The sequence below is a fragment of the Leifsonia sp. RAF41 genome, from assembly GCF_052114085.1.
GTDB lineage: Bacteria > Actinomycetota > Actinomycetes > Actinomycetales > Microbacteriaceae > Leifsonia.
This window is the reverse complement of the sequence record NZ_JBFREB010000001.1, coordinates 2,568,703-2,590,901: the sequence shown is the minus strand read 5'-3', so window position 1 is coordinate 2,590,901 and position 22,199 is coordinate 2,568,703. Positions and strand designations below refer to the sequence as shown.

The following is a 22,199-nucleotide window of genomic DNA, read 5'->3' as shown; positions in this document are numbered from 1 at the left end:
GTTACTTGGTCGCGGCCTTGGCGGCCCAGACCTGGTCGCCGATCGCGAAGACGGTCCAGCCTTTGCCGCAGTCCCCGACCTGCGGCGGGATGCCGTCGACCGGCCACCAGCTGTCCTGGATGGTCGGCTTCGGCGGCGTTGTCGCCTTCGTGCACGTATTCGGCGCGAGGTGAGCTTTCGACGTGTAGGTCATGATCGCCGACCCGTCCTGCGTGTCGTAGTCGATCCGGATGACCGTCGCGTCGTCCGGGACGAACGAGGGGGAGCCGAAGACGGAGGTGTTGGCGGCCTTCATGTCTTTGGCGGTGTCGAAGATCTCGGCGGAGACGTGCGGTTCGAACGCGGTCAGCACCGAGCATCCGGAGAGCGCCAAGGCGAGGGCGGACGTCGTCGCGATGACTCCGGCGGTTCGGATGCGGGGCACGGCAGCTCCAGGGAACGGTGGACAAGAAAAGTGGACAAACGTCTCTTACGAAGTGAACACTACGGATCTGAGTGGTTCATCGGTCGGAGGAATGATCCCGTGCGTCATCGTATCGGGCCGCCCGGAGGTCGACGCGATACGCCGCCGTTCCGACGCCCAGCAACGGCGTCCCCTCTGCCCGGTAGTACTGGAGCGCGATGTGCTCGTGCTTGACGGGCGGATGGCCGCTGGCCCGGACCACTCGCCACCACGGGACGTCGCTCCCGTAGTACGCCATGATCTGGCCGACCATGCGCGCGGCGCGGGAGCCGAGGGTGGCCGCGACGTCGCCGTAGGTCATCACACGGCCCGGCGGGATGGCGTCCACGACCTCGAGAACGCGCTCGACGAAGGAGTCCCGACCGTCGCTCCGCTCGTCGCTGGAGGGGGTGTCAGAGATCGAGCGCACCGATCGTCTCGCCGTACTGGGTCTCGCCGACCGGCAGGAAGCCGCTGCGCAGGAAGAACTGCTCCGGGCCCAGTTCGCCGGACTCCCAGATGACGTAGAGGCGCTCGTGGCCGCGCGCGCGGGCCTCATCGGCCAGCGCGTGCACGGCGAAGGTGCCGATGCCGCGGCCCTGGTCGTCGGCGTCGACGTTGATGCGCCAGAGGATGGCCTTGAACTCGTCGTGCTCGGCGTTCGGGTCGAAGTTGCCCATGATGAAGCCGACGACCTCATCCCCGTCGAGGACCACACGCTGCCAGGACGTGTTCGGGTCGACGACGGCGGCTGCCGCCGAGTAGGAGACCGGAGCGACGAACTGCTCCTGACCCGGCTTCAGTGTCAGGGCGTTCGCCGCCACGACCGTCCGCGCGCTCAACTCTTCCAGTCTCAACTCAGCCATGACGAAAGGGTAACGTGCGCGAGTGACGCCGCATAGCTCTGTCCGCAACCGACGGTTTGCCGAGAGAAAACTGTCTCGATGTCAAGATAGTTGCCGCGCTCGGGTAAGCTGTCGTCGGCTTGGAACGCAGACACCACAGGAGAACCATGGACAAGATCAAGGTTGACGGAACGGTCGTCGAACTCGACGGCGACGAGATGACTCGCATCATCTGGAAGGCCATCAAAGACTCACTCATCCACCCGTACCTCGATGTGAACCTCGAGTACTACGACCTCGGCATCCAGAAGCGCGACGAGACCGACGACCAGATCACCATCGATGCGGCGCACGCCATCCAGAAGCACGGTGTCGGCGTGAAGTGCGCCACCATCACGCCCGACGAGGCACGCGTCGAGGAGTTCGGCCTGAAGAAGATGTGGCGGAGCCCGAACGGCACCATCCGTAACATCCTCGGCGGCGTCGTCTTCCGCGAGCCGATCATCATCTCCAACATCCCGCGGCTGGTGCCGGGCTGGAACAAGCCGATCGTCATCGGCCGTCACGCCTTCGGCGACCAGTACCGCGCCACCGACTTCGTCTTCGACGGCCCAGGCACGCTGACGATGAGCTTCCAGCCGGCCGACGGCGGCGAGGCGAAGTCCTTCGAGATCTACCAGGCGCCCGGCGCCGGCGTCGCGATGGGGATGTACAACCAGGACGCGTCCATCCGCGACTTCGCCCGTGCCTCGTTCAACTACGGCCTCGACCGTCAGTACCCGGTCTACCTGTCCACCAAGAACACCATCCTGAAGGCGTACGACGGCCGGTTCAAGGACCTGTTCCAGGAGGTGTTCGAGGCCGAGTACAAGGAGAAGTTCGACGCGGCCGGCCTCACCTACGAGCACCGCCTCATCGACGACATGGTCGCATCCAGCCTCAAGTGGGAGGGCGGCTACGTCTGGGCGTGCAAGAACTACGACGGCGACGTGCAGTCCGACACCGTCGCGCAGGGCTTCGGCTCGCTCGGCCTGATGACCTCGGTGCTGACCACCCCGGACGGCTCTGTCGTCGAGGCGGAGGCCGCGCACGGCACGGTCACCCGTCACTACCGCCAGCACCAGCAGGGCAAGCCGACCTCGACGAACCCGATCGCCTCGATCTTCGCCTGGACGCGCGGTCTCGCGCACCGCGGCAAGCTCGACGGCAACCAGGAGCTCATCGACTTCACGCACACCCTCGAGGATGTCGTGGTGAAGACGGTCGAGGAGGGCAAGATGACGAAGGACCTCGCACTCCTTGTCGGCCCCGACCAGAAGTTCCTCACCACCGAGGAGTTCCTCGACGCGATCGCCGAGAACCTGAAGACCCGCATGGCCTGACCTCTGGGTTTGGGGGCCCGGCGGACCACGTCCGCCGGGCCTTTCGCGCTTCCGCGTCGAGTTGCGAAGGACCCGCTCCCAAAACGAAGGAGAAGTGGGCCGAAATCTCCTTCGATTAGCAGACGTGCAGGAGATTCGGACGGAATGCTGCCGAATCTCCTTCGCAGTGGGCGGAGGTGGAGGTGGAGGTGGAGGCGGATGGCCTCCATCGGCGCTCCTGGGTCAGCGGGCGGTCCAGCCGCCGTCGATGGCGAGGGTCTGGCCGGTGATGAGGGAGGCGGAGGGAGACGCCAGGAACGCCACGGCCCCGGAGACCTCACGGGGCTCGCCGATCCGGTGGAGCGCGGCGATCCGTTCGACGGTGTCGGCGCGGAACGCGTCGTCCGAGAGCGCGGACGACGTGCCGTCCGTCTCGATGAAGGTGGGCGCGACCGCGTTGACCCGGATGCCGTACTGTCCCCACTCCACCGCGAGGCACCGCGTCAGGTGCACCACCGCGGCCTTGGCGGCGCAGTACGATGCCTCGCCCGGCAATGCCACGAGTCCAGCCTGGGACGCGACGTTGACGATCGAACCGCCCCCGTTCGCGAGCATGTGTTTGGCCAGGTGCTGCGACAGGAAGAACGTCGAGCGCACGTTGAGCTGCCAGACGTGGTCGAAGTCGTCCTCGGTGACCTCCAGGGCGGGCGCGTCGATCCCACCGCCGGCGTTGTTGACGAGGATGTCGATCCGGCCAAGCTCCGCAGTCGCCGCGTCGATCGCCGAGCGGCTCGCGGCCAGGTCGAGCACGTCCATCCTGATCGCCGTCGCCGCCACGCCGAACGCGCGCAACTCGTCGACGAGCGCGGCCGATCCTGCGGGGTCGCGGACGCCGAGTACCACGTCGGCGCCCTGCCCGGCGAGCTCGAGTGCGATCTCACGGCCCAGCCCGCGGCTCGCCGCGGTGACGAGGGCGCGCGAACCGGCGAGCGAGAAGGGCGAGCGGGTGGATGCGGGGGCGGGCGAGGCGGTCATCCCTGGAGCCTAATCCGCGTCGTCGCACGCGGTGTGACGACCTCCTCGGGCGCGCCAGAATGGACCCATGACCGCTGCGGATGCGCTGCTCCACCGTTTCGTCCAGTCCGTCGACCGAGAGGGACTGGGTGCGTACGGAGTGCACGCCCTCGTCGGGGAGGACGAGGCGGAGCACCGCTGGCGCAGCGACGACCGGGAGAACCTCTACTCGGTGTCGAAGGGCGTCAGCGCCCTGGCCGCCGGGATTGCGGTCGACGAGGGGATCCTGTCGCTCGACACGACCGTGTCGGAGGCGCTTCCGGGCCTGGAGCTCGGCGACGGTGTCGACCAGGTCACGCTCCGGCACCTGTTGACCATGTCGAGCGGCATCGACTTCGTGTGGTTCGGCGACCAGCCGGTCCCAGGGCGCGATCTCGCGCAAGAAATGCTCGGGCGCCCCACCCGCGGGCCCGGCGCGCATTTCCAGTACACCGATGCGAGCACCTACGTCGCCATGCGGATGCTGGGTTCCGCCGTGGGCGACGTGCGGGACTGGTTGCTTCCGCGCCTCTTCGACCCGCTCGCGATCGACAACCCGCAGTGGATGCGGTGCCCGCTGGGCTGGATCGTCGCGGGGACCGGGCTGCAGCTGCGCACCGGGGAGCTCGCCCGCATCGGCCGCGTGCTGCGTGACCGGGGCGAGTGGCGGGGACAGCGGATCGTGAGTGCCGATTGGATCGACGGGATGCACGCGGACTGGCGCGACACGGGGGAGGACCCGGCGACCGATCGGTACGGTGTCGCGGTCTGGGAGGGCCCGTCCGGGCTCTGGCGGTTCGACGGGCGCTACGGCCAGTACGTCGTCGTCGACGACGAGCGGGGCGCCGTACTCACCGTGACGGCGCACGAGGAGTTCCGCACCGCTCGGTTGCTGGAGCTCGCTCACGAGGCGCTTCTCGCCTGAGCCGTCGTCGTGTAACGACTTCATTTCGTCTCTTGCATTTCATTTGTTCGTAAGCTTTACTAACAAACATGACGACGACGGAGGTGCAAGGAAGCGCCGGCGGGCTGGGCCCGGGGCGTGTGCTCCGGCCGCGCGTGAAGGTACTCCCCGAACACGCACGCGGTCATAACCGCTCGCTCGTCCTCCAGACGCTCTACCGGTCCGGGGAGCGCAGCCGTGCGGACCTCGCCCGCGAGACAGGCCTCACCCGGGTGACGGTCTCCGACCTCGTCGCCGAGCTCCTCGCCGAGGGGCTCGTCATCGAGCTGGGCCAGCGCGAATCCGCCCGTCCGGGCAAGCCGGCCGTTCTCCTCGATATCAATCGCAGCGCCCACCAGATCATCGGCGTCGACCTCAGCGACCACGATCGCTTCCGCGGCGCCGTCATGGACCTCGACGGTGTGATCATCGCGTCGGCCGAGATCATGCTCGCCGACCACGACGGCCGTGCCGCCACCGGACAGGATGCGCTCGGCAAGGTCGAGGAACTCGTCGACCGGCTGGTCGCCGCAGCCACCACCCCGATCCTCGGGGTCGGTGTCGGCTCACCGGGCGTCGTCGACCTGAGCGGCACCATCCTCACCGCTCCCAACCTCGGCTGGACCGGCCTCGCCCTCCAGCAGCTCCTCGCTTCTCGCACCGGCCTGCCGGTCATCGTCGCCAACGACGCCAACGCCGCGGCCCTCGCCGAACACACGTACGGGGGAGCAGCCGGCGACATGATGCTCATCCGCGTCGGTCACGGTATCGGCGCAGGTCTCCTCGTCGCGGGCGCGCTCGTGTACGGCAGTCACTACGCGGCAGGCGAGATCGGCCAGGTCATGGTCGGTACCGACCTGGGGCTCGAGACGACGTACAACCGCGACCAGGTGCTCGAGCACTGGCTGAGCGTCCCGCAGCTGCAGCGCGGCATCCGGGAAGCCCAGACCGCCGGGGTGGATGCGACGCCGATCCTGCGGGAGGCCGGGCAGCGCCTCGGCATCGCACTCGCGCCGGTCGTCGGCGCCCTCAACCTGTCGGAGATCGTGCTCAGCGGCCCGACCGAACTGCTCGACGGCCCCCTCGCAGAGGCGACCGTCCACACGCTCCGGAATCGGACGATGGCGGAGAACCACGCCGACCTGTCCCTCCGGATGACCACGCAGGGGCAGGACATCGTCCTGCGCGGCGCGGCCGTTCTCGTCCTCTCCGGACGACTCGGGGTCTCGTGACAGAGCGTCACCCCGTCGATCAGCTCCATATCCCTACCAACAAGAGTCCCAACATTACGAAAGGAACAGCCATGAAGAGAAAGCTCGTCGGCCTCGCCGCTGTGGCTACTGCTTCCGCTCTCGTGCTCGCCGGATGCGCCTCGGGCGGCTCCACCGGAGCCAGCACCGACGGCAAGGACAAGACGGTCACCCTGTGGCTCGTCGGCTCCGACACCCCGGACAAGCTGCGGAACTACCTGAAGACGGAGTTCAACAAGGAGACCGGGGCGACCCTCAAGATCGAGCAGCAGGACTGGGGAGACATCGTCACGAAGCTCACCACGGCGCTGCCCGACGCGAACAACACGCCGGATGTCACGGAGATGGGCAACACCCAGTCGCCGACGTTCACCAACGTGGGTGCGTTCCTCGACATCTCCGACATGTACAAGGAGCTCGGCGGAAGCGACCTGCTCCAGTCGTTCGTCGAGGCCGGCAAGGTGGACGGCAAGAACTACACGCTGCCGTACTACTTCGGTTCGCGCTACATGTTCTACCGCAAGGACGTCTACCAGGCGGCCGGAGTCTCGGTGCCGACGACGCTCGACCAGTTCAACACCAACGTCGCGGACATCACGGCGAAGAACCCGAAGGGGATCGACAACTTCTCCGGCTTCTTCCTCGGCGGTCAGGACTGGCGTGACGGTATCTCCTGGATCTTCGCCAACGGCGGCGACATCGCCACGAAGGACGGCGACAAGTGGAAGGCCACCCTCGAGTCGGACGACTCGCTGAAGGGCCTCCAGCAGCTCCAGGACCTGTACAAGAACGCATCCAAGGCGCCGAACGACGCCAAGGACTCGAACCAGTACATCTACCTGAACGACACCGACCAGACCCTCGATGCCGACGGCAACAAGACCGGTGACACCGCCCTGGCCGCCGCCACCATCATGGCTCCGGGATGGGCTCACTGGTCGATCGGCGACCTCGGGAAGGGCGACGACGGCAAGCCGACGCGTACCTGGAACGACGCCACCTTCGGCACCTTCGTGCTCCCGGGCAACGACGGCAAGCCGGCACCGGTGTTCGCGGGCGGCTCCAACATCGGCATCTCGGCGAAGAGCAAGGAGCCGGGACTGTCGAAGACGCTCCTGAAGATCATGTTCTCGAAGGAGTACCAGGAGATGCTCGGCCAGAACGGACTGGGCCCGGCGAACTCGAAGTACACCTCCTCGCTGGGCGACGACCAGTTCGCGAAGGCGCTCATCGAGTCCTCCTCGAACTCCAAGCTGACCCCGGCCGCTCCCGGCTGGGCCTCGGTGGAGGCAGGCAACGTGATGGAGGAGTTCTTCTCCAAGATCCGCGACGCCTCCGACCTGAAGGCGCTGGCGCAGGAGTATGACAAGAAGATCGACGCTCTGCTGAACGTCAAGAGCTGACCACCGCTCGAACCGTTGGGACGCAACACGCCGTGTCGGCACTGACCGGTGCGGCGTGTTGCGTCCTACGGAATACCCAAGGAGACGTCCGTGACCGCCACTGAGGACACTCGCCTCATCCTGCCGGAGCCACCACGGCCAGCGGCCGACCAGCCCCGCCGGCGCCGCGGGAGGATCACGCCGTACGGCCTGGTGCTCCCGGCCATCATCATCCTGCTCGTCGCGCTCGGCTACCCCGTCGTGTGGCAGCTGATCACCTCGATGCAGCACTTCGGGCTGGCCCAGCAGTTCGGCAAGCCGGCTGACTTCGTCTGGTTCGAGAACTACATCACCCTGTTTTCGGACGGCTACACCTGGGTGGTCGTCGCCCGCTCCATCGCCTTCTGCCTGGTGACGGCGTTCGTCACCGTGATCATCGGCGTCGGGATGGCGCTGCTGATGAACGTCGTCGGCCGCGCCGTCCGCATCATCCTGCAGATCGCCCTGCTGCTCGCCTGGGCCATGCCCGTGGTCGCCGCGATGACCGTCTGGAACTGGCTGTTCGACTGGCGCCGCGGCGTCGTCAACTACACGCTCACATCCTGGGGACTCGACTTCCAGGACCACAACTGGCTGCAGAACCCGCTCTCGTTCTTCTTCGTGGCGATGGTCATCGTGACCTGGATGAGCGTCCCTTTCGTCGCCTTCTCGGTCTACGCGGGACTCACGCAAGTCTCGACGGAGGTGCTTGAGGCGGCGCAGATGGACGGTGCCCGGGGATGGCAGCGCCTGCGCTACATCATCCTGCCGATCATCCGGCCGGTCCTCGGCATCGTCCTGCTCCTGCAGATCATCTGGGATCTGCGCGTCTTCGCTCAGATCAAACTGCTGCAGGACAAGGGCTCCATCGCCAGCGAGTCCAACCTGCTCGGCACCTACATCTACCAGCTCGGCGTCGGCTCGAGCGACTTCGCGATGGCCAGCGCCGTCAGCGTCTTCGTGCTCGTGCTGACCGTCGCCCTCAGCTGGTTCTACGTGCGCCACCTGCTCAAGGAGGACGAATCATGACCGCCGCGCCCTCGCTCCGTAAACCCGGCACCCGGCCGACCGCCGTCGCCGGCCGCCCGCGGAACCGCCGCCGCATCCGCGTCTCGCGCGTGCTGCTCGGCGCCCTCGGCATCGTCCTCGCCCTGATCTGGGTGTTCCCCGTCTACTGGATGGTGAACTCGTCGCTGCTGCCGAACGTCACGCTGCAGAACACCACGCCGACCTGGCTGCCGTTCGGCGGCTCGTTCGACAACTTCAGCGCGGTCGTCGACGGCGGGACGTTCTTCCCGGCGCTCGGGATGAGCGTCGCCGTCGCACTGATCACGGTCGTCTTCTGCCTGGCGTTCGCGTTCCTCGCCGCGCTCGCGATCAGCCGCTTCCGCTTCCGCGGTCGGCGGTCCTTCGTGCTCGCGGTTCTGCTCATCCAGATGCTGCCGGCGGAGGGGCTGTTCATCGCCCAATACAAGCTGATGGGCACGCTCGGCCTGCTCAACAGCGTGATCGGCGTCAGCATCCTGTACATCGCCGCCGTCGTGCCGTTCACGATCTGGATGCTGCGCGGCTTCGTCGCCGGCATCCCGGCCGACCTCGAAGAGGCCGCGATGGTGGATGGGCTCAGCCGCACGCAGGCGTTCCTGCGGATCACGTTCCCGCTGCTGGCGCCGGGGCTGGTCGCCTCCGGCGTCTACGCCTTCCTGCAGGCCTGGAACGAGTTCACCGTCGCGTTGGTCATCCTTCCGCAGTCGAGCAGCGCGACGCTGCCGCTGTGGCTTCGGGGCTTCGTTCAGCAGTCCGCCTCCCGCGCGACAGACTGGGGCCAGGTGATGGCGGCGTCGACCCTGGTCGCGGTGCCCGTCATCATTTTCTTCCTGATCGTGCAGGGGCGGATGACGAGCGGCCTCGTCAGCGGGGCGGTCAAGGGGTGACCGGCGCGTCCGTCGCCGACACCGCACTGACCGACCCGGACCTGCGCCACAGCATCGCGGCGACGCTGCTGCCCGGGTTCGTCGGGACGACGCTCCCCGAGTGGCTCGCGGCGCGACTGCGCGAAGGGCTCGGCGGGGTGTGCCTGTTCGGCCAGAACATCGCCTCGGCGGAGCAGCTGCGCGCCCTCACCGACGCGATCTACGCGGCCAACCCGGACGCAGTCGTCGCGATCGACGAGGAGGGCGGGGATGTCACGCGGCTGTACTACGAGAGCGGCTCGCCGTATCCCGGCAACGCCATCCTGGGCCGGCTCGGTGACGTCGCGTACACGGAGCGGGTCGCCCGCCGGGTGGGGGACGAACTGCGGCGCGCGGGCGTCAACCTGGACTTCGCGCCCGACATCGACATCAATTCCAACCCCGACAATCCGGTGATCGGCGTGCGCAGCTTCGGCACGTCGCCCCAGGTGGTCGCCGAGCACGGGGCGGCGTGGACGCGCGGCCTCCAGAGCGCCGGGGTAGCGGTCGCGGCAAAGCACTTCCCTGGCCACGGCGACACCGGCGCCGACTCCCACCTCGAACTGCCCGTGGTCGACCTGTCGGCGGCGCAGCTGCGCGAGCGCGAGCTGGTGCCGTTCCGCGCGGTCATCGAGGCGGGGGCACGGGCGGTCATGACATCCCACATCCTGCTGCCGCAGCTGGATGCCGCCCTCCCCGCCACGCTCAGCCCGGCGATCATCGGAGGGATGCTGCGCGGCGAGCTCGGCTTCGACGGCGTCGTCGTCAGCGACGCCCTCGACATGCACGGTGCGAGTGGGGAGCGGGGCATCCCCGAGGCGGCGGTGCTGGCGCTTGCCGCAGGCTGCGACCTGCTGTGCATCGGAACCGAGAACACCGACGAGCAGCTCGCCGCGATCGAGCACGCCATCGCCGCCGCCGTCTCCGACGCCCGGCTCTCCGCCCGCCGCCTCGCCGGCGCCGCCGTCCGCGTCCGCGCCCTCGCCTCCTCTGCCGGCAGCCCCACCGTCGAGTCCGCGAAGACTGACGGCCTCCACGGCGTGTCGCGTGCAGTCATTGCGGACTCGATGGCGGGGGCCGGGAGCCGGGTGGAGGAGGAGGACGTGCGGGCGGCGCAGCGGGCGTTCGATGTGAGCGCGTATGCGGCGGAGTGGCTGGAGGCGAACGCTGGCACGTACTCGGTGGTGCGGATCGACACGGTGGCGAACATCGCGGTGGGCACGGCGCCCTGGGGGCCGTTCGCGGAGGTCGAGGCCGAGCCGACGAGTCCCTGGGCCGCGGCTTTCGCCGGCAATCCGATGGTGCTGTTCACCGAGGGGGACCATCCCGACCTCGTGCTGGCCGCGCAGTCGCCCGTGCTCGTCATCGGCAAGGACAACCACCGCCGCGCGTTCGCCCGCGCGGCGATCGACCGGCTGCGCGCCGAACGCGAGCGGGTGCTCGTCGTCGACATGGGCTGGCCGAGCGACGATCGCGCCTACGCCGACATCGCCACCTTCGGTGCGTCGCGGCTGGTCGGCCGCGCGTTGCTGGAACTGCTCGGACACCGGTCGTGAGGCTCGGCATCGACATCGGCGGAACGAAGACCGACGCGGTCGCCGTCGACGAGCGCGGGATGCTGACCCAGCGCATCCGGCTCTCGACGGGGTTCGGCCACGACGCCGTCGTCGAGACCGCGGTCACGGCGGTGTCGCGCATCGGGGAGCTGACCGGCCTGGCGCCCGCCGCCTTCCAGTCGATCGGGATCGGCGTGCCCGGGATGGTCGACACCGCCTCCGGGCATGTCGCCCATGCCGTGAACCTGGGGCTCGACCGGCTGGAGCTGGGCGGGATGCTCGCCGGCCGGCTGGGCGTCGGCGTCCGGGTCGAGAACGACGTCAAGGCTGCTGCGCTCGGCGCCTACCACCTCCTGGGCCTGTCCGGCACGATGGCGTTCCTCAACCTCGGGACCGGGATGGCGGCGGGCATCGTCGTCGACGGGAGGCTGTGGCGTGGCAGCACCGGCATCGCCGGCGAGGTCGGTCACCTGCCGGTCGACCCGGCGGGTCCGGTCTGCGCCTGCGGGCAGCGCGGCTGCCTGGAGACCGTCGCAAGCGGCTCCGGCGTGGCGCGGCAGTGGCCCACCGACGACCCGCTCCCGGTGCGCGCGGTCTTCGCTGCTGCCTCCGACGGCGACCGCGACGCGCAGGCGATCACGGCTAGGCTGGCAGCGGGCATCGCCGCCGCGGTGCGCGTCCTCGTGCTCACCGTCGACCCCGCCACCGTGGTGATCGGGGGAGGCCTGAGCCACCTGGGGGAGCGCCTGCTCGGCGACGTCCACGAGGTGCTGCACGACTGGGAGCGCACGTCGCCGTTCCTGGCGTCGCTCGACCTGCCAGGGCGGGTGCGCCTCGTCCCCGAAGGAACCCCCGTCGCCGCGCTGGGTGCGGCACTCGTAGGAGAGAACTGATGGCCGAAATCGTCGTCGTCCCCGACCAGGACTCCGCGGGCGACCTCGCCGCGCGCAGCATCCTGGACCTCATCGCCACCAAGCCGGACGCCGTGCTCGGGCTCGCGACGGGCTCGACTCCGCTGGCGGTGTACCGGGCGCTGGAGCGCGGCATCCGGGAGCGGAGCGTGGACATGTCCCACGTCCGCGGCTACGCCCTCGACGAGTACGTGGGCCTCCCGGCGGGGCATCCCGAGTCGTACCGTGCGGTCATCACGCGCGAGGTCGTCGAGCCGCTCGGACTGACGCCGTCGCTCATCCACGTGCCGAACGGTTCGCTCGACGGCATCGAGCACGCCGGCGCCGACTACGAGAAGGCCATCGCCGAGTCGGGCGGGGTGGATGTGCAGCTGCTCGGAATCGGGACGGACGGGCACATCGGGTTCAACGAGCCGGGCTCGTCGTTCGCGTCGGTCACGCGCGTCAAGACGCTGACCGAGCAGACGCGGAAAGACAACGCGCGCTTCTTCGCGTCGGAGGACGACGTGCCGATGCACTGCATCACGCAGGGCCTGTCGACCATCATGCGTGCGCGTCACCTGATGCTGCTCGCCTTCGGTGAGGGCAAGGCGGAGGCGCTGGCCGGTGCCGTGGAGGGACCGGTGTCGGCGTCCAACCCCGGCTCGGCTGTGCAGCTCCACCCGCACGTCACCGTGCTGGTCGACGAGGCCGCTGCGTCGCGCTTGCGGAACCTCGACTACTACCGGTACGCGTACGCGAACAAGCCGTCCTGGCAGACGCTCTAGCGGCGGCGGCGGCGGCAGCGGTGCGTGTGTGCGGTCGTTGGTCGCGTTTGCCCCCGGGCGCGCAACAGCAGACGTTCCGAAGAGGCGCAGTCGCAGCTGACGACCGGCGGACGCAGCCCCGTTAGAGCACCGAGCCGTCGGCGATGACCGTGCGCACGCGCCACTCGTGGTCGAGGAGCACGGCATCGGCGACGTAGCCGGTGTGCAGACGACCGAAGCGGTGGTCCTCGCCGAGCACGCGCGCGGGCGTCCGGGTGAGGGCGGTCACCGCGTCCACCGGATCCACGCCCACCAGGGTCACGGCGTTACGGAGGGCCGCATCCTGAGTCAGGGTGGAGCCGGCAATGGTGTGTGTGCCGGACAGCACTGCCAGGCCGTCGTGCACCGTCACGTTGAGGTCGCCGAGGCGGTAGTCGCCGTCGCTCGCGCCCGCCGCCGCCATCGCGTCCGTCACCAGGGCGACGCGACCCGGCGCCTCGCGGAACAGCAGGCCGGCGACCGGTGGATGCACGTGCAGGCCGTCGAGGATCAGCTCGAGGGTCACGTCCCGGTTCTCGATCGCGGCCATGACCGGCCCGGGAGCACGATGGTGGATGCCCTCCATCGCGTTGAACGCGTGGGTCAGCAGCCGCGCGCCCACCTCGAAAGCCCGCGCCGCCTGGGTGTAGTCGGCCGCCGTGTGGCCGACGCCGACGACCACGCCGGCCTCGATGAGCACGCCGATGGACTCGAGCGCGTTCGGCAGCTCGGGTGCGATGGTCGCCGTGCGGAGGGTGCCGCGCGCCGCACCGATGAGTTCCTCCACCGCCTCCGGCTGCGGCTCGCGCAGGAAGCGCGCGTCGTGCGCTCCGCGCCGCTCCGGGGCGAGGAACGGCCCCTCCAGGTGGGAGCCGAGCACGAGCGGGTCGGTCGCGGTGAGCTCGGCGACGATGCTGAGGCTCTCCCGAAGGGCTGCGAGGGGATTGGCGACGTGCGAGATCAGGGAGCGGGTGGTGCCGTGGGCGCGGTGCGTGGCCAGGGCCGCGCGCATCTCGTCGATGCCGTCGTCGTACGGGTGCCCGCCGCCGCCGTGGCAGTGCAGGTCGATGAAGCCGGGGGTGAGCCAGTGTCCTTGGGCGTCGATGATCCGATCGCCGGGGGATGCGTCGGCGGCCGCCTCCCGCCATCCCGCGCCCGAGCCGGTCGCGGTGAGGTGGGCGCCGTCGGCGACGAACCAGAACTCATCCACCCGCCCGTCCGCATCCACTTTGCGGGCACTGTGGACGACGAGGCGGCTCATGCGAACTCGCGCCGGCAGTTGAGGACGCCGCTCACGGTCGCGACCACCGCGAACACGATGGCGACGACGGGCTGGCCCAGGCTCCACCAGGCGAAGGCTGCTGAACCCATCACCACGATCTCGACGACCGCCTTCACGAACGCGTCGACGTGGAGCACCGCCCGAGGGGAGCGGAAGAGCGCCCACAACAGGATGGCGATCGCCGGTGCGCCGATTCCGACCAGGATGTTCCACGGGAGCGGCCAGGCCAGGAAGCCCCAGAGGCCCAGCGAGACGATCGCGAACAGCTCGAGCACGAACCGGATCACATCGTTGACGCCCACCTTGACGGCGGCGTGCTGTTCGGGGGCGGAAGTCACCAGTCCACTCTACGGGAACCGTCATTTCGGCGCTCCGTAACCTCGGTCGCAGGCTCCCTCGGAGCTGGGGTCGCGGCATCGCTTCGCGCTGCTCCAAGCTCCCCCGCTAGCGGAAGATGATCGTGCGGGCGCCGTCGAGCAGCACCCGGTCCTCCGCGAACCACTTGACGGCCTGCGTCAGCGTGCGGCTCTCCTCGTCCTGCCCGATCGCCACGAGCTCCTGCACCGACTGGGTGTGGTCGACCCGCACGACGTTCTGCTCGATGATCGGTCCCTCGTCCAGGTCGCTCGTCACGAAGTGGGCGGTGGCGCCGATCAGCTTCACGCCCCGCGCATGCGCCTGCCGGTAGGGGTTCGCACCCTTGAAGCCGGGCAGGAAGGAGTGGTGGATGTTGATCGCCCGTCCGGCGAGCTGTGCGCACAGCTCCGGCGAGAGGATCTGCATGTATCGCGCGAGGACGACCAGTTCGATGTCGTGCTCCTCGACCGCTTCGAGGACGCGCGCCTCGAAGGCGGCTTTCGACCCGGCGTCGGACACGGCGTGCGCCTCGAACGGGACGCCGTAGAAGCCGGCCAGATCGCTCAGTGTGTCGTGGTTGGACAGCACGAGCGGGATCTCGACCGGCAGCTGGCCCGCGCGCTGGCGGAACAGCAGGTCGTTGAGGCAGTGCGCCGCCTTGGACACGAGCACGAGCGTGCGGAGCGGCCGGCCGACGTTGTCGACGCGGTGCGTCATCCCGAACCGCTCGACGACGGGGGCGAGCGCTTGCTCGAACTCGTCGCGTCCCGCGTCCGACTCCACCTGCAGCCGCATGAAGAAACGCCCGGTGTCGGTGCTCGCGAACTGCTGGCTCTCGGTGATGTTGCCCCGGGCCGCGACGATCGCGCCGCTCACCGCGTGCACGATGCCGGGACGGTCGGAGCAGCTGAAAGTCAGCACCCAGTGGTTGGAGGCGGGGGAGTCGGTCACCAGTTCAGGGTAGCGGGCGCGGAGTGTTAGACTGAGTCGTATGTGACATATGTATGTATTAGGAGGCCATGGTGGAGAAGACGACGCTCACGCTCGACATCGACAACGACGTCTATGAGGTGATCCGCGCGCGAGCGCAGGCCAAACGTCGAGCGCCAGAACGGGAAGCCAAATACATCCTGATGAGGGCGGCCACTGGTCAGGGTGTCGAGCCGCTCGCCGGCGTCCAGACGATCGATTCTCTTGACTATCTGCAAAGCCGATTCGCGGAGGTTGGATGGGACCCGTCGTGGCTCGAAAGGAACGCCGCAGATGGGTCACCGGACGAATGATCGTGCTCGACACCAACGTCGTCTCGGAGATCGTCAAGGCCGAGCCGCATCCGTCTGTTGTGTCGTGGTGGAGCGCCCACGACTCGCAGAGCTACTTCATCACCACTGTCACCGTGGCCGAGCTGTTGCAGGGTGTGAATAACAGCCCTGCTGGTCGGAAGAGCGATGAGCTGGCGGAGATGGTGCTCGAAGCCATCGACTTCTTCGGCGAGCGCGTCTTGGAGTTCGACATGATCGCGGCGACCGAGTGTGCGAACCTGCGGTCGTTGCGTGCCGGACAGGGGCGACCGATCAGTGTTCCGGACGCCATGATCGCGGCGACGGCGGTCGCGGCCGAGGCCGACGCGATTGCGACGCGAGACAGAGGGCTGCACAGCGTGGGCATACCGGTCGTCGACCCGTGGGCCGCATAGCGCGCCGCTGTTGACGCGCGCCCGCCGGTGCACGACGATCGGTGCATGACCAGCACCGGTGAGGATGCGCCAGACACCCGTTCGGGCGCGGCATCCGCCTTCAACGTCGAGCTGAACGGGCTCAACACCATCCATGAGGACGAACGGAAAGGGCGCCCCCGCGACCTCTTCTGGCCGTGGTTCGGCGCGAACGTGTCCGTCTTCGGGCTCAGCTACGGGTCGTTCCTGCTCGGCTTCGGCATCTCGTTCTGGCAGGCGACGATCGTCGGCGTCGTCGGGATCGTCGCGTCGTTCCTGCTCTGCGGGATCATCGCGCTCGCCGGGAAGCGCGGTTCGGCGCCCACCATGGTGCTCAGCCGGGCCGTATTCGGCGTCGAGGGCAACCGTGTCCCCTCGTTCCTCTCCTGGTTGCTGACGGTCGGATGGGAGACCGTGCTGGTGTCGCTCGCGGCGCTGGCAACGGCCACCGTCTTCGAGCAGCTGGGCTGGGAGGGCGGCGTCGTCACGAAGCTCGTGGCGTTGATCGTGGTGGTGGCGCTGGTGATCGTGGGCGGCGTGATCGGTTTCCACCTGATCATGCGGATGCAGATGATCATCACGATCGTGACCGGCGTCCTCACCGTCGTGTACATCCTGCTGGTTCTGAACCACATCGACCTCGGTGCGGTCGCTGCGCTGCCTGCGGGCGACGCCCCGCACGTGATCGGCGGGTTCGTGTTCATGCTGACCGGGTTCGGCCTCGGCTGGGTGAACGCGGCCGCCGACTACTCGCGCTACCTTCCCCGGTCTTCCCGCAGCGGCGCTGTTGTCGGCTGGACGACGTTCGGCTCGTCGCTCGCGCCGGTCATCCTGCTGATCTTCGGCGTGCTGCTGGCGGGATCATCGTCCAAGCTCAGCGACGCGATCGGCGCGGACCCGATCGGTGCGCTCGCGTCGCTGCTCCCCACCTGGTTCCTGGTGCCGTTCGTGATCGTCGCCGTGCTCGGGCTCGTGGGCGGTGCCGTGCTCGACATCTACTCGTCCGGGCTTGCGCTGCTCAGCGTCGGCGTCCGGGTCCCTCGCTACGTGGCGGCCGGGATCGACGGCGTCATCATGACGGCCGGAGCCGTCTACGTCGTGTTCGTGGCCACCGACTTCATCGGCCCGTTCCAGGGCTTCCTGATCACGCTGGGCGTTCCGATCGCGGCCTGGTGCGGCATCTTCGTCGCCGACATCCAACTTCGTAAGCGGGACTACGCCGAGGCCGACCTCTACGACCGGCGCGGCCGGTACGGGGCGGTCAATTGGCTCCCGATCGCCCTCATCGTCATCGGGACCGTGATCGGCTGGGGCCTGGTCACGAACACGTATGCGGGGTGGCTCAGCTGGCAGGGTTACCTGCTCGGGCCGTTCGGCGGTAAGCAGGGCGACTGGGCGTTCGCGAACCTGGGCGTTCTCGTCGCGCTGGTGATCGGGTACCTCGGCACCCTGCTGTTCTCGCGCAACGCCGTGCGTCGTCAGGAGGAGCGATGAGCGGTCCCACTCTCGTCGTCGTCGACATGCAGCAGGTCTTCGGCAACCCGGCCAGCCAGTGGTTCACACCGAAGTTCGCGGAGGCGGAGGCGGTGATCGCCGGGATGGTGCCGGCATTCGGCGACCGCGTCGTGTTCACCCGCTTCGTGGCGCCGGAGCGGCCCGAGGGCGCGTGGGTGCCGTACTACGAGCAGTGGCCGTTCGCGTTGGTCCCGTCCGACGACCCCATCTACGACCTGGTGCTGGCGTTTCGCGGCACCGGCCATCCGGTGGTGAGCGAACCGACGTTCGGCAAGTGGGGTGCCCAGCTGCGCGCGGCTCTGCGAGGGTCGCAGGATGTGGTGCTCGCCGGCGTCTCGACCGACTGCTGCGTCCTGAGCACCGCACTCGGGGCGGCGGACGCCGGGGTGCGCATCCGGGTGGCCGCCGACGCGTGCGCCGGGCTGTCGGATGCCGACCACCAGCGCGCGCTGGACGCCATGGCGCTGTACGCACCGCTCATCGAGGTCACCGACAGCGCTTCCGTCCTGGGCGGCCTCGGGTAGAATCGTCCCTGGTCGACGGTTCCCGCTCGGCCCTGGGCGCGCACATCAGCGCGTAGTCGACCCGTCATTCCCTCCGTATTCTCGGTCGCCGTTCGTCGCGGCGGAATGGCTGGGGAACGCCGTCCGTTGGACAGACCCGTATGACCTCCACTTCGACGACCCCGGTGCCCGTTGCGCCGAAATTCCCCTGGACGGGGCTGATCGCCCTCGCCGCCGCCACCTTCCTCTCGGTCACCAGCGAGATGATCCCGACCGGCCTGCTGCCGGACATGAGCTCCTCGCTGGGTGTGAGCGAGGCCCAGATCGGGCTGCTCGTCACCGTTTTCGCGTTCACCGTCGTGGTGACCAGCACCCCGTTGACGGCGTTGACCAAGCGCTGGCCGCGGCACGGACTGCTGATCGGCATCCTGGTCGTGCTCGGCATCTCGAACGCGCTCACCGCCATCGCGCCGACCTACGAGTTCGTGGTGGGCTCGCGCATCCTGGGCGGCGTCGCGCACGGCATGTTCTGGTCGATCGTCGGCGCGTATGCCGGGCATCTCGTGCCGAAGGAGCAGATCGGCCGCGCCGTCTCCCTCACGTTGGGCGGCGGCACACTCGCGTTCGTCCTGGGTGTGCCGCTGGGCACGTTCGCGGGTCACCTGTTCGGCTGGCGGCTGTCGTTCGGGCTGCTCGCCGCCCTGATGATGGTCGGTGCCGTCGTCATCTGGAAGCTGCTGCCGGCGGTGGAACGCGAGGCGGACGCGGTGGGCACGCGGCGCCGCGATCGTTCCGTCCCGAAGCCGCGCGACCGCACCATCCCGGCCGTCGTCATGGTCTGCCTGATCGCGGCGGTCACGATGGTCGGCCACTACGCCTTCTACACATTCGTCGTCCCCTTCCTGACCGGGCCCATGGGCATCCCGGCGGGTAACGTCGGCGCGCTGCTGTTCGTCTACGGGATCGCCGGTGCGGGCGGACTCCTGCTGGCCGGTTCGGTGCTCGGTCCGCGTCCGCAGCTGGGGCTGATCCTGGCTCTGCTCATCACGGGTGTGGCCGTAGCGGCCCTCGCCGTGTTCGCCTTCCAGCCCGTCCCCGCGCTGATCGCCTTCCTGCTGTGGGGACTCGCTTTCGGCGCGCTCCCGCCGCTGCTGCAGACCCGCCTGCTCCACACGTCGTCCGCGGCCTTCCGCGACACCGCGAGCGCCCTCTACACGACCTTCTTCAACATCGGGATCGGCGGGGGAGCGCTGGTCGGCGCCCTGATCTTCGACGCGGGCGGCCTGATGCTGCTGCCGTGGTGCTACGTCGGGCTGCTGGTGGTGTCCATCGTGCTCGTCATGGTGGTGGGGCGGATGACGCGCCAGCGCGACATCACCGCCGCCTGATCGCGCCGAGCGGCGAACGAGTGGTCCCGATTCGCCGTTATGGCGAGACCGCAACGGCATGTCCGGACCACCGGATACCGGCCCCGCTCAGAGGACCGGCGAGCCGTCGCTCCAGACCTGCCGCACGCGGAAGTCGTCGTCGAGCAGGACGGCGTCCGCCGCGTAGCCGGGTGCCAGCCGCCCGACGTCCGCGCCCCGGCCGATGGCGGCGGCCGGGGTCTCCGTGAGCGCGCGCACCGCCTCCGGGACGGGGATGCCGACCTCCAGCACCGCACGCCGCAGCGCGTCGTCGAGGGTGAGGGTCGACCCCGCGATCGAGCCGCCGCCGGCCAGCCGGGCGACGCCGTCGCGCACCTCGACCTCGAGTGAGCCGAGCAGGTAGTCGCCGTCGGCGGAGCCCGCGGCCGCCATGGCGTCGGTGACCAGTGCGATCCGTCCCGGTGCCGAGGCGAACGTCATTCGCACCACCTCCGGGTGCACGTGCACGCCGTCGTTGACGATCTCGAGGGTCACGCCGGGGGTCCGCGTCGCTGCCGCCACGGGGCCGGGGGCACGGTGGTGCACGCCGGGCATGGCGTTGAAGGCGTGCGTGAGGATGCGCGCCCCGGCGTCGAAGGCGGCCAGCGCCTGTTCGTAGTCGGCGGCGGTGTGCCCGACCGCCACGGCGACACCGGCTTCCGAGAACGCGCGCACCGCGTCCATCCCACCGGGCAGCTCGGGCGCGAGCGTGATATGGCGCAGAGTGCCGTCCGCCGCATCCATTAGCGCGTCGATTTCAGCGCGCGTCGCGGCGTGCAGCAGCGTGGGGTCGTGGGCGCCCTTGTGGCCGACGTCGAGGAAGGGACCCTCCAGGTGCGAGCCCAGGATGCGCGGGTCGGACCGGGTCAGCCCCGCGATCTCGCGCACGCGCCCGGCCAGGTCGGGGACAGCTGCGGTGACCAGCGAGATCACCGAACGGGTGGTCCCGTGTCGCCGATGCAGGTCGAGTGCCCGCCCGATCGCCTCGGCACCCTCGTCGAAGCTTGCACCGCCTCCACCATGCACGTGGATGTCGACGAAGCCGGGCGTGAGCCACGCGCCGCCGGCGTCCGTCGTCGGCACGGTCGGCTCCGACCGCCACGACGGCCCAGAGCCGACCGCCACGACGGCCCGGTTCGCGAAGCGCACCCAGCCGTCATCGACGACGGTCCCGCCGTCGACCAGCCGTGCCGAGTGGATGAGGTGGTCGCCGCTCACGCGACGATCACCTCGAACCCCTGATCGACGAAGGCGGCCCGCTGGTCCGCGGTGATCCCCTCGTCGGTGATCAGGGTGGTGAGCAGTTTCGGGCCGCCGAGGGTGGCGAAGGCCTTGCGCCCGATCTTCGACGAGTCGGCGACGACGACGGCACGCGTGGCCCGGCGCGCCATCAGGGAGTTCACGCTCGCCTCGCCCTCGTCGTGCACTGTGGCGCCGACGATCGGGTCGATGCCGTTGACGCCGATGAAGGCGATGTCCATCGTGATCTTCTCCAGCACCACGTCGCTGTACGGCCCGACCAGTTCGTACGAGCGGGCGTGCACGACCCCGCCGGTCACCACGGTCTTGATCTGCGGGCGCATGACGAGCTGTGCGGCGATGTTGATGGCGTTGGTCACGACGGTGAGGCTCGTATGCGGCGACGGCTCCATCAAGTCGGGACGTGAACCGAGGACGGTTGCGACCGCGGTGCTGGTCGTGCCGCCGCACAGTCCGACGACCGCGCCGCGGGGGACGAGGGCGCTCGCCGCCTGCGCGATCCGCAGCTTCTCGGGGGCGTGCTGCTCGCGCTTGTACCGGATGGGCAGATCGTAGGCGACGGACTGGCCGATCGCGCCGCCGCGCGTCCGGGTGAGCAGCTGCTGGGACGCGAGCGCGTCGAGGTCGCGCCGCGCGGTCGCCGCCGAGACGTCCAGCTTGACGACGATGTCGTCCACCTCGACCTGGCCGGCCTCCGCGAGGAGGTCGAGGACGGCGTTGAGCCGCTCAGCTCTGTTCATCGGTGTCCCGTCTCCGTTCCGCGTGCTCCGCCGTGGCCCGCCACGTCGAACAGGGTCATCAGACGTGCCGCCTCCGCCGTCACCGCGCGCCGTCCTTCCCGCACATACTTGCGCGGATCCACCGCCTCGGGATGCGCGGTGAGGTACGCCCGGATCGCGTCCGTGAAGAACCGGTTGAGGTGGGTGGAGACGTTGACCTTGGTGATCCCTGCACGGATCGCCTGCTCGATGGTCTCATCCGCCACCCCGCTGGACCCGTGCAGGACCAGCGGAACGGGCACGGCGTGTCGCAGCTGGGCGATGCGGTCGAGGTCGAGCGCCGCCGTGCGTTCGGTCATCGCGTGCGAGCTGCCGACGGCCACCGCGAGGGCGTCGACGCCGGTCTCCTCGACGAATCGCCGGGCCTCCGCCGGGTCGGTGCGGACACCGGGAGCGTGGGCGCCGTCCTTGCCGCCGATCTCGCCGAGTTCGGCCTCCACCAGTACGTCGTTGGCGTGGGCGTGCTCGACGACCCGAACCGTCGCCGCCACATTGTGCTCGTAGTCGAGGGTCGACCCGTCGAACATGACCGAGCCGAACCCGGCCTCGACCGCCCGCCGGGCCAGCTGCTCGTCCTCGGCATGGTCGAGGTGGACCGCGACGTGCGCCGTCGACTCCCGCGCCAGCGCGAGGGTGGCCGCAGCGATCGGCTCCAGCGACCCGTGATAGGCGACGCAGTTCTGCGAGATCTGCAGGATGACGGGGAGGCCGGTCTGCTCGGCCGCGTCGACGAGTGCCTCGGCCGTCTCCAGCTGGATGACGTTGAACGCGGCGAGGCCCGTGCGGTGTCCGACCGCGGCGTGCAGCAGGTCGGCGGTGGGGACGAGAGGCATGGCGGCTCCGGAGTCGGCGTAACGGGTGGAC

Annotated in this window: 24 protein-coding genes; 14 read left to right on the top strand and 10 right to left on the bottom strand. The window is 69.2% G+C overall.

Annotated features, from left to right (window positions below; all coding sequences use genetic code 11):
• Position 1: 1 nt before the first annotated feature.
• From AB4Y74_RS12550 to AB4Y74_RS12540, 3 genes are all read right to left on the bottom strand, one after another.
• The gene (locus AB4Y74_RS12550; protein WP_441799406.1) at positions 2 to 424 is read right to left on the bottom strand and encodes a hypothetical protein; all 423 of its coding nucleotides are present in this window, start codon (positions 422 to 424) and stop codon (positions 2 to 4) included.
• A 76-nt stretch (positions 425 to 500) separates the two neighbouring features.
• Complete coding sequence (locus tag AB4Y74_RS12545; protein ID WP_441799405.1) at positions 501 to 872, bottom strand: MGMT family protein; 372 nt, start codon at positions 870 to 872, stop codon at positions 501 to 503.
• Positions 856 to 1,308: a GNAT family N-acetyltransferase gene (locus tag AB4Y74_RS12540; protein WP_441799404.1), complete on the bottom strand. Its 453-nt coding sequence runs from the start codon at positions 1,306 to 1,308 to the stop codon at positions 856 to 858. The genes AB4Y74_RS12545 and AB4Y74_RS12540 overlap by 17 nt, the downstream gene beginning before the upstream one ends.
• A 146-nt stretch (positions 1,309 to 1,454) precedes the next feature.
• Here AB4Y74_RS12540 and AB4Y74_RS12535 point away from each other — a divergent pair, with 146 nt between their 5' ends.
• Positions 1,455 to 2,669 carry an NADP-dependent isocitrate dehydrogenase gene (locus AB4Y74_RS12535; protein ID WP_441799403.1) on the top strand — a complete coding sequence of 405 codons (1,215 nt, stop codon included), beginning with the start codon at positions 1,455 to 1,457 and terminating at the stop codon, positions 2,667 to 2,669.
• A gap of 222 nt (positions 2,670 to 2,891) precedes the next feature.
• Here AB4Y74_RS12535 and AB4Y74_RS12530 read toward each other — a convergent pair whose 3' ends face one another.
• A complete protein-coding gene (locus AB4Y74_RS12530; RefSeq protein WP_441799402.1) occupies positions 2,892 to 3,683 on the bottom strand; it encodes an SDR family NAD(P)-dependent oxidoreductase in 792 nt (263 codons plus the stop codon).
• Positions 3,684 to 3,750: 67 nt separating this feature from the next.
• Here AB4Y74_RS12530 and AB4Y74_RS12525 point away from each other — a divergent pair, with 67 nt between their 5' ends.
• The 8 genes from AB4Y74_RS12525 (at position 3,751) to nagB (ending at position 12,501) form a co-directional block, all read left to right on the top strand.
• Positions 3,751 to 4,626 carry a serine hydrolase domain-containing protein gene (locus tag AB4Y74_RS12525; RefSeq protein WP_441799401.1) on the top strand — a complete coding sequence of 292 codons (876 nt, stop codon included), beginning with the start codon at positions 3,751 to 3,753 and terminating at the stop codon, positions 4,624 to 4,626.
• A 68-nt stretch (positions 4,627 to 4,694) separates the two neighbouring features.
• Positions 4,695 to 5,876 (top strand): ROK family transcriptional regulator, encoded by a 1,182-nt coding sequence (locus tag AB4Y74_RS12520; RefSeq protein ID WP_441799400.1) that lies wholly within the window; start codon positions 4,695 to 4,697, stop codon positions 5,874 to 5,876.
• Positions 5,877 to 5,947: 71 nt separating this feature from the next.
• Positions 5,948 to 7,297 carry an extracellular solute-binding protein gene (locus tag AB4Y74_RS12515; RefSeq protein WP_441799399.1) on the top strand — a complete coding sequence of 450 codons (1,350 nt, stop codon included), beginning with the start codon at positions 5,948 to 5,950 and terminating at the stop codon, positions 7,295 to 7,297.
• A gap of 90 nt (positions 7,298 to 7,387) precedes the next feature.
• Positions 7,388 to 8,344, top strand: a complete 957-nt coding sequence (locus AB4Y74_RS12510; RefSeq protein ID WP_441799398.1) for a carbohydrate ABC transporter permease — start codon at positions 7,388 to 7,390, stop codon at positions 8,342 to 8,344.
• A complete protein-coding gene (locus AB4Y74_RS12505; protein ID WP_441799397.1) occupies positions 8,341 to 9,249 on the top strand; it encodes a carbohydrate ABC transporter permease in 909 nt (302 codons plus the stop codon). The genes AB4Y74_RS12510 and AB4Y74_RS12505 overlap by 4 nt, the downstream gene beginning before the upstream one ends.
• Entirely contained in the window at positions 9,246 to 10,823 is a 1,578-nt protein-coding gene (gene nagZ, locus AB4Y74_RS12500) for a beta-N-acetylhexosaminidase (RefSeq protein WP_441799396.1), read from the top strand. The genes AB4Y74_RS12505 and nagZ overlap by 4 nt, the downstream gene beginning before the upstream one ends.
• Complete coding sequence (locus tag AB4Y74_RS12495) at positions 10,820 to 11,716, top strand: ROK family protein (RefSeq protein WP_441799395.1); 897 nt, start codon at positions 10,820 to 10,822, stop codon at positions 11,714 to 11,716. The genes nagZ and AB4Y74_RS12495 overlap by 4 nt, the downstream gene beginning before the upstream one ends.
• Positions 11,716 to 12,501, top strand: coding sequence for a glucosamine-6-phosphate deaminase (gene nagB, locus AB4Y74_RS12490; protein WP_441799394.1), 786 nt, complete (start codon positions 11,716 to 11,718; stop codon positions 12,499 to 12,501). The genes AB4Y74_RS12495 and nagB overlap by 1 nt, the downstream gene beginning before the upstream one ends.
• A gap of 121 nt (positions 12,502 to 12,622) precedes the next feature.
• Here nagB and nagA (AB4Y74_RS12485) read toward each other — a convergent pair whose 3' ends face one another.
• From nagA (AB4Y74_RS12485) to purU, 3 genes are all read right to left on the bottom strand, one after another.
• Entirely contained in the window at positions 12,623 to 13,780 is a 1,158-nt protein-coding gene (gene nagA, locus AB4Y74_RS12485; RefSeq protein WP_441799393.1) for an N-acetylglucosamine-6-phosphate deacetylase, read from the bottom strand.
• Positions 13,777 to 14,139, bottom strand: a complete 363-nt coding sequence (locus tag AB4Y74_RS12480) for a YrdB family protein (RefSeq protein WP_441799392.1) — start codon at positions 14,137 to 14,139, stop codon at positions 13,777 to 13,779. The genes nagA (AB4Y74_RS12485) and AB4Y74_RS12480 overlap by 4 nt, the downstream gene beginning before the upstream one ends.
• 106 nt (positions 14,140 to 14,245) lie before the next feature.
• Positions 14,246 to 15,109 (bottom strand): formyltetrahydrofolate deformylase, encoded by an 864-nt coding sequence (purU, locus tag AB4Y74_RS12475; RefSeq protein WP_441799391.1) that lies wholly within the window; start codon positions 15,107 to 15,109, stop codon positions 14,246 to 14,248.
• A 68-nt stretch (positions 15,110 to 15,177) separates the two neighbouring features.
• Here purU and AB4Y74_RS12470 point away from each other — a divergent pair, with 68 nt between their 5' ends.
• The 5 genes from AB4Y74_RS12470 (at position 15,178) to AB4Y74_RS12450 (ending at position 19,278) form a co-directional block, all read left to right on the top strand.
• A complete protein-coding gene (locus AB4Y74_RS12470; protein ID WP_441799390.1) occupies positions 15,178 to 15,441 on the top strand; it encodes a hypothetical protein in 264 nt (87 codons plus the stop codon).
• Positions 15,438 to 15,854, top strand: coding sequence for a PIN domain-containing protein (locus tag AB4Y74_RS12465; RefSeq protein WP_441799389.1), 417 nt, complete (start codon positions 15,438 to 15,440; stop codon positions 15,852 to 15,854). The genes AB4Y74_RS12470 and AB4Y74_RS12465 overlap by 4 nt, the downstream gene beginning before the upstream one ends.
• Positions 15,855 to 15,899: 45 nt before the next feature.
• Positions 15,900 to 17,366, top strand: a complete 1,467-nt coding sequence (locus AB4Y74_RS12460; protein ID WP_441799388.1) for a purine-cytosine permease family protein — start codon at positions 15,900 to 15,902, stop codon at positions 17,364 to 17,366.
• On the top strand, positions 17,363 to 17,911 hold the full coding sequence (locus AB4Y74_RS12455) for a cysteine hydrolase family protein (protein WP_441799387.1): 549 nt from the start codon (positions 17,363 to 17,365) through the stop codon (positions 17,909 to 17,911). Before AB4Y74_RS12460 ends, AB4Y74_RS12455 begins: the two co-directional genes overlap by 4 nt.
• A 140-nt stretch (positions 17,912 to 18,051) precedes the next feature.
• Positions 18,052 to 19,278 (top strand): MFS transporter, encoded by a 1,227-nt coding sequence (locus AB4Y74_RS12450; RefSeq protein ID WP_441799386.1) that lies wholly within the window; start codon positions 18,052 to 18,054, stop codon positions 19,276 to 19,278.
• An 87-nt stretch (positions 19,279 to 19,365) separates the two neighbouring features.
• On the opposite strand, the gene nagA (AB4Y74_RS12445) is transcribed toward AB4Y74_RS12450, so the two are convergent.
• From nagA (AB4Y74_RS12445) to AB4Y74_RS12435, 3 genes are read right to left on the bottom strand one after another with little or no spacing between them, the layout of a single operon-like run.
• Entirely contained in the window at positions 19,366 to 20,514 is a 1,149-nt protein-coding gene (nagA, locus tag AB4Y74_RS12445) for an N-acetylglucosamine-6-phosphate deacetylase (RefSeq protein WP_441799385.1), read from the bottom strand.
• Positions 20,511 to 21,296, bottom strand: coding sequence for a DeoR/GlpR family DNA-binding transcription regulator (locus tag AB4Y74_RS12440; protein WP_441799384.1), 786 nt, complete (start codon positions 21,294 to 21,296; stop codon positions 20,511 to 20,513). Before AB4Y74_RS12440 ends, nagA (AB4Y74_RS12445) begins: the two co-directional genes overlap by 4 nt.
• Complete coding sequence (locus AB4Y74_RS12435) at positions 21,293 to 22,168, bottom strand: class II fructose-bisphosphate aldolase (RefSeq protein ID WP_441799383.1); 876 nt, start codon at positions 22,166 to 22,168, stop codon at positions 21,293 to 21,295. Before AB4Y74_RS12435 ends, AB4Y74_RS12440 begins: the two co-directional genes overlap by 4 nt.
• Positions 22,169 to 22,199: the final 31 nt, after the last annotated feature.

Coding starts and splice junctions, on each gene's coding strand:
- AB4Y74_RS12540 (WP_441799404.1), bottom strand. CDS start 1,308: ATGGCTGAGTTGAGACTGGAAGAGTTGAGCGCGCGGACGGTCGTGGCG.
- AB4Y74_RS12535 (WP_441799403.1), top strand. CDS start 1,455: ATGGACAAGATCAAGGTTGACGGAACGGTCGTCGAACTCGACGGCGAC.
- AB4Y74_RS12530 (WP_441799402.1), bottom strand. CDS start 3,683: ATGACCGCCTCGCCCGCCCCCGCATCCACCCGCTCGCCCTTCTCGCTC.
- AB4Y74_RS12525 (WP_441799401.1), top strand. CDS start 3,751: ATGACCGCTGCGGATGCGCTGCTCCACCGTTTCGTCCAGTCCGTCGAC.
- AB4Y74_RS12520 (WP_441799400.1), top strand. CDS start 4,695: ATGACGACGACGGAGGTGCAAGGAAGCGCCGGCGGGCTGGGCCCGGGG.
- AB4Y74_RS12515 (WP_441799399.1), top strand. CDS start 5,948: ATGAAGAGAAAGCTCGTCGGCCTCGCCGCTGTGGCTACTGCTTCCGCT.
- AB4Y74_RS12505 (WP_441799397.1), top strand. CDS start 8,341: ATGACCGCCGCGCCCTCGCTCCGTAAACCCGGCACCCGGCCGACCGCC.
- nagB (WP_441799394.1), top strand. CDS start 11,716: ATGGCCGAAATCGTCGTCGTCCCCGACCAGGACTCCGCGGGCGACCTC.
- nagA (WP_441799393.1), bottom strand. CDS start 13,780: ATGAGCCGCCTCGTCGTCCACAGTGCCCGCAAAGTGGATGCGGACGGG.
- AB4Y74_RS12470 (WP_441799390.1), top strand. CDS start 15,178: ATGGTGGAGAAGACGACGCTCACGCTCGACATCGACAACGACGTCTAT.
- AB4Y74_RS12465 (WP_441799389.1), top strand. CDS start 15,438: ATGATCGTGCTCGACACCAACGTCGTCTCGGAGATCGTCAAGGCCGAG.
- AB4Y74_RS12460 (WP_441799388.1), top strand. CDS start 15,900: ATGACCAGCACCGGTGAGGATGCGCCAGACACCCGTTCGGGCGCGGCA.
- AB4Y74_RS12455 (WP_441799387.1), top strand. CDS start 17,363: ATGAGCGGTCCCACTCTCGTCGTCGTCGACATGCAGCAGGTCTTCGGC.
- AB4Y74_RS12450 (WP_441799386.1), top strand. CDS start 18,052: ATGACCTCCACTTCGACGACCCCGGTGCCCGTTGCGCCGAAATTCCCC.
- AB4Y74_RS12440 (WP_441799384.1), bottom strand. CDS start 21,296: ATGAACAGAGCTGAGCGGCTCAACGCCGTCCTCGACCTCCTCGCGGAG.
- AB4Y74_RS12435 (WP_441799383.1), bottom strand. CDS start 22,168: ATGCCTCTCGTCCCCACCGCCGACCTGCTGCACGCCGCGGTCGGACAC.